The 3705-nt window shown below is 62.9% G+C and carries 4 protein-coding genes; all 4 read right to left on the bottom strand.

The features are described 5' to 3' along the window. On the bottom strand, positions 1 to 473 hold a 473-nt coding region (gene coaE / locus AC1DSN_RS19835), incomplete at its 3' end, for a dephospho-CoA kinase (protein ID WP_477332406.1). Further along, positions 470 to 1339, bottom strand: coding sequence for a prepilin peptidase (locus AC1DSN_RS19830; protein ID WP_477332404.1), 870 nt, complete (start codon positions 1337 to 1339; stop codon positions 470 to 472). The genes coaE and AC1DSN_RS19830, both read right to left, overlap by 4 nt. Positions 1340 to 1420: 81 nt before the next feature. Continuing rightward, positions 1421 to 2686, bottom strand: a complete 1266-nt coding sequence (locus AC1DSN_RS19825; RefSeq protein WP_477296598.1) for a type II secretion system F family protein — start codon at positions 2684 to 2686, stop codon at positions 1421 to 1423. Positions 2687 to 2830: 144 nt separating this feature from the next. Beyond that, positions 2831 to 3705 (bottom strand): ATPase, T2SS/T4P/T4SS family (locus tag AC1DSN_RS19820; RefSeq protein ID WP_477332402.1); only part of this gene is annotated, 875 nt, incomplete at its 5' end.

The raw sequence follows: 3705 nt of genomic DNA, 5'->3' as shown, positions 1-3705 counted from the left end.
ATCATCTTTCGCGCCAGCGCCTCATCCACCCCGTCCCGCCGCGTCAGCCGCTCAATCTGCACCGCCTCCGGCACGTCGACCACCAGCACCCGGTCGACCCACTCGTAGTTGGCGCGATTCTCGACCAGCAACGGAATCGAGAGGATGCAGTAAGCACCCTCATCGGCAGCCACAGCCTCGTGCAGCCACGTACGAATACGCGGATGCAGAATCCCCTCCAGCGTCGTACGCGCCAGCAGGTTGTCGAACACGCGCTTGCGCATGGCCGGGCGATCCAGCCGGCCCTCGCTGTCGAGCGCATCGGTACCGAACGCCCGGGCAATCTCCGCAAGCGCTTCCGAGCCTGGCTCGACCACCGCGCGAGCCGCGACATCCGCGTCGTAGGCATGCACGCCCAGAGCCTCGAAGCAGCGCTCCACCGAGCTCTTGCCCGACGCAACCCCGCCAGTCAGTGCGACGACGAAGGCGCTCATCGCATCCCCGTCAGGTGCATGTAGCCTCCGAGCAGCGTGTCGCCAAACATCAGCCAGACCCAGCCGGCGGCGGCGATATACGGGCCGAAGGGAATCGGCACGTCACGCTGGTGCTTGCGGAACAGCATCAGCGCGCCGCCGACCAGGGCACCGATCAGCGAGGACAGCATGATGATCGGCAACAGGGCGACCGGCCCCAGCCATGCGCCCAGCGCAGCGAGCAGCTTGAAGTCGCCGTGGCCCATGCCTTCCTTGCCGGTGAGCAGTTTGAACAGCCAGTAGACGCTCCAGAGGCTGAGGTAGCCGATAAGGGCACCGAGAATGGCGGAAGAGGGCGACACCGGAAGTACCTGCCAGCCCGGGATCAGGGCGAGGGCAAGGCCCATCCAGAGCAGGGGGTAGTTGAGTTCGTCCGGGAGGAACTGGGTGCGCGCATCGATGCCGGAGAGGGCGATGAGGAAATACGTCATCGCCAGACCCGCCAGGGCGCCCATGGTCGGCCCGAAACGCCACACCACCGCCGCGCTGGCGAGGCCGGCAAGCAACTCCACCAGCGGGTACTGCGCGGAGATCGGCTCGCGGCAGTAGCGGCAAYGGCCACGCAGCATCAGCCAGCCGAACAGCGGAATGTTGTCGCGGACGGCGAGGGCGTGCTTGCACTTCGGGCAATGCGAGCCTTCGACTACGATGCCTGGCGGCCGCGGCTCCTCGGGCGCCTCGATCTCGAGCACCTCGCGCGCCTGCTTGCGCCAGTCCGCCTGCATGCGCTCGGGCACACGCAGGATCACCACGTTGAGGAAGCTGCCGAACAGCAGGCCGAACACGCCGGCGATGCCGATCCAGAGGGCAAGAGGTATATCGAGCATGGGCAATCCGTGATCCAAGAAAAAACCCTCCGCCCGCAAGGGCGAAGGGTTCCTATTGTGCATGGCGCGGGCGCGAAGAGGTCAGACCGTACCGGCCAGCTTGAAGATGGGCAGGTAGAGGGAAATCACCATGCCGCCGACGAGGACGCCCAGGACGACCATGATGAGCGGCTCGAGCAGGCTGGCGAGCGTGTCCACCGCAGTTTCCACCTCTTCCTCGTAGAACTCGGCGACCTTGAACAGCATGTGGTCGAGTGAGCCGGCTTCTTCGCCGATGGCGGTCATCTGCACCACCATGTTCGGGAACAGGTTGGTTTGACGCATGGCCAGCTGGAGCTGATGGCCGACCGCGATGTCGTCGCGCATCTGCCTCACGGCGTCGCCGTAGACGATGCTACCTGTGGCGCCCGACACTGCTTCGAGCGCTTCCACCAGCGGCACGCCGGCGTGGAACGTTACCCCGAGGGTACGGGCGAAGCGGGCGATGGCCGACTTGTTGAGGATGTCGCCGATGACCGGGAGCTTCAGCGAGAGTCGATCAAGGAAGTGGGCGAACTTGAGGGACCGCTTCTTGAAGTAAATGAGTGCGGTGATCGAACCGACGATGATTCCGATCATCACCCACCAGTAATTCTGCACGAAGATCGACGCACTCACGATGAACTGGGTGGGGGCCGGCAATTCGACCTTGGCTTCTGCAAAGGTCTGCTGGAAGACGGGGACCACGAACAGAAGCAGGATCATAGATACCAGGAAGGCGACCACCAGGATCATGATCGGATAGAACAGGGCCTTCTTGATCTTGGCTTTGATGCTCTCCATGCGCTCCTTGTACGTCGCCACCGTGTCCAGCACCGTGTCGAGCACACCCGCCGATTCGCCGGCGTGCACAAGATTGCGATAGAGCTCGTCGAATTCAACGGGATAAAGGCCCAAGGCCTCGTGTAGCGAGGAACCACCCTCGATGCTTTGGCGGATCTCCACCAGCATATTCTTGAATCGGGCGTTCTTCTGGCCGTTCGCAATGATCTCGAATGCCTGCACCATGGGCACGCCTGCAGCCATCATGGCGGCGATCTGGCGGCTGAAAATGGCGACGTCGCGCGGCTTGACCTTACTGCCTGAGGCGCCGAAGAGCGGCTTGGGCTTCTCGCGAACGGTCTGCGGGTTCATGCCCTGGCGACGAAGCTCGGCCTTGACCATCGCCGCGTTCTTCGCCTGCATATCGCCCTTCATGCGCTTGCCGCGCTTGTCCAGGGCGGTCCAGTCGTATTGGACGAGCTTGCTAACTTCAGCGCGCGCGACGCCGACGGCGCGCGCGTTCTTGGTGGCGGTGGCAGTGGCCATGACGCGGTGTTCCCCCGGGTTGATGCTTCAGGGGACCGCCCCCTATCGGTCGGCCCCTGTTCTTATTCTAGTGTGAAGCTTTAGTCGGCGTTGATTCTGCCATCTGGCGCACATCTTGGGTGCGCCGGAGGGCCTGGATCGCTGTCAGTCCTTGGTGACGCGGTTGATTTCGGCCAGGCTGGTCATGCCATTGCGGACCTTGAGCAGGGCCGAGGCACGCAGGTCATTGATACCGTTCTTGCGGGCGACCTCGCCAATCTGCATGGCGTTGCCGCCCTCCAGAATGATCTTCTGGATGTCTTCAACCAGGGGCATCACCTGATAGATACCTACTCGGCCCTTGTAGCCTTCATTGCAGCCGTCGCAGCCCACAGCCTCGTAGACCTTGAAGCCGGCGTCGATTTCTTCCTGGGTATAACCCTCGGCCAGCAGCGCCGTTGCGGGCAGGACGATCTCGCGCTTGCAGTCATGCAGGCGGCGGGCCAGGCGCTGGGCAATGATCAAGGTCACCGAGGAGATGATGTTGTAAGGGGCAATACCCATGTTCATCAGGCGGGCGATGGTCTGCGGCGCATCATTGGTGTGTAGAGTCGAGAGGACCATGTGGCCCGTCTGGGCCGCCTTGACCGCGATCTCGGCGGTCTCCAGATCGCGGATTTCGCCGACCATGATCACGTCCGGATCCTGACGCAGGAAGGAGCGCAGGGCGGCGGCGAAGGTCATGCCGCGCTTCACGTTCTGCTGGACCTGGTTGATACCCTCGACGCGGATTTCTACCGGGTCTTCCACCGTGGAGATGTTGCGGCCCTCGATGTTGAGGATATTGAGCGCCGTGTACAGCGACACTGTCTTACCTGAACCCGTCGGGCCGGTGACCAGCACCATGCCGTAAGGTTTCTCGATGGCATCTAGGTAGAGCTTCTTCTGGGCCTCCTCGTAGCCAAGCTTGTCGATGCCCAACTTGGCCGAGGAACCGTCGAGGATACGCAGCACGATCTTTTCGCCGAACAGGGTCGGCA

It is taken from the genome of Luteibacter sp. P4_D7_3, from assembly GCF_056401735.1.
This window is presented reverse-complemented; position numbering and strand designations above follow the sequence as displayed.

What these genes read in the sequence shown, in the direction of transcription:
- AC1DSN_RS19825 (WP_477296598.1), bottom strand. Translation starts at nt 2,686, where the DNA reads ATGGCCACTGCCACCGCCACCAAGAACGCGCGCGCCGTCGGCGTCGCG.